This is a genomic window from Photorhabdus heterorhabditis (genome assembly GCF_001280945.1).
GTDB classification, from domain to species: domain Bacteria; phylum Pseudomonadota; class Gammaproteobacteria; order Enterobacterales; family Enterobacteriaceae; genus Photorhabdus; species Photorhabdus heterorhabditis.
In genome coordinates, this window is record NZ_LJCS01000153.1 from 1 (window position 1) to 1,803 (window position 1,803).

The window sequence follows — 1,803 nt, forward strand, 5'->3', positions numbered from 1 at the left end:
GTGCCGGCGGAGCCGTTGCCCTCGTTAAACGCTTCACGGACTAAAATTTTTAACCTGATGTGCTCAGTATCGGGCTTTTTCACTCGATGGCGCCAGGCCTGATAGCTGCTACGATAAACCCCGAACACGAACAGTTGGCAAAGGAAAGCCACTGGATAATGCACTCTGAATAGCTCAATTAACGAGAACTGTTCAAGTAGTCCGACATCAAGAGTGCGGAAGATTTTTTTAATACTTCATTTTCCATTTCAATACGTTGCAGTTTCTTTTACAGCTCACGTATTTCAATTTGCTCCGGCGTGATGGGCATGGCTTTAGAAGATTTGCCTTGCCGCTCCTGCCTCAACTGACGAACCCAGCTCCCCAAGGCTGATTTGCTGACATTCATCGCTTTAGCGGCTTCCAGTTTGAATTCAGGGCTAAAACTTCTTTTCATCATGTCACCTGTTTGATTGTTGAAGTAAAAATATCACCTTTATTACGGTGACTAAAATTACTGTGCCACATCAAAATCGGATGGGCTGAAACAGAAGTATTCTCCTGTGATTGGTTGACTTTCAGTCTGGTAGTGTTGTTTGTTTTATAGTCATGTTATAGGTTGATATTTCCGATTCTAAGCATTAGACTTCTTATGTTAGTTGAAGTGGATCGCGCTAAGGCCGAGGCTACCAACCCGGTTAAGAGCACAAAAACAGAGGTCCTGCTTAAAGATAAAAACAAAAAACCAACCTCACCAGTTGGTTTTTTGTTTTTACTGATCTATTAATCCATTGAATCATATCCAAATAAACTTATAATCAACGGCTGTTAGTTGAGGCGCGTTTCGGCCTGTGTATCTCTTACGCAAGTTTTCGTAAGTCCTGGCTGAGTACAGGTGGTGCTGATTCAGAGCCTTGGTTGGAGCGCGATCCACTTCAACTAACATTGATGAGAACCAGCCGGACAGGCAATGTAAAGGCAATGGCTGGTTAAGTCGTGCTCCTAACTGGAGCAAACGGGTGAAAGCATTTATTGACACTGCTATCATCGTTCTCAAAGCGTTAATCGCGCTTTTAGAGCTGATCCGTGCATTTCTGAAATAGATAACGGAAACGTAGCTAAGGCCATCGGGGTAACCTCCCGGTGGCCTTTAACATTTACCGCCTTTGATCAAGCAAGCCACTCTTGTTTAAGTGGCCCAATATATTGATCTAACGGCTTAAATTTGGTAATCCCGACTGGACTTGAACTGGTGTTCAAGCCAGTGGGTTACTCATTCAAGGTTGCGCCCCCCTGACCATCGGATTTTGCCGATAGCAGTGCTACTTTAACTGATTGTATTATCTGACCCAAGAATCAAATAAATACCTTAGTGACGGTTTGTCTCGCTGCGCTTATGACGAAATAAATGAACTTATGGCGAAAACGGCACTACACCGCACCCGCCTGCACGCTTTGGATCAAAAAATTTTTTCAGTTTTAAAATCCTACAAGGCAAGCTGCCAAATCGTGCCAGCACTGGCGAAGTGAGAGGAGTCACAAACTGAAATGATTGAAAAGATTTTCAGGAAATTTCAGTTTGTAGATCTAGGAAGGATCACGACAGAAAGGTTAACACAATGATAATAAGGAAATATTTCTATTTTACGTAAGAAGTAAGATCACGAAGATAAGCCGAAGGAAATTTCAAAACACAGTACTAGGCTGTGTCCCTTAATATCAATTAATAGTATTATTATCTGATTGATTTCGATGCAGGAACAAAATAGTGGCACGTTACGACATTTCTGATGATGCTTGGATATTGATAGAATCTTGTTTGCC

At 42.3% G+C, this 1,803-nt stretch carries 1 protein-coding gene and 1 pseudogene; one reads left to right on the forward strand and one right to left on the reverse strand.

The genetic code is table 11. The features are described 5' to 3' along the window. Window positions 1-439 (reverse strand): annotated as a pseudogene (locus tag AM629_RS24870) (transposase); the annotation flags it as partial. 571 nt (window positions 440-1,010) lie between these two features. On the opposite strand from AM629_RS24870, the gene dinQ reads away from it, so the two are divergent. Then, the gene (gene dinQ, locus AM629_RS25365) at window positions 1,011-1,082 is read left to right on the forward strand and encodes a damage-inducible type I toxin DinQ (RefSeq protein ID WP_369293964.1); all 72 of its coding nucleotides are present in this window, start codon (window positions 1,011-1,013) and stop codon (window positions 1,080-1,082) included. The last annotated feature ends 721 nt before the right edge of the window (window positions 1,083-1,803 follow it).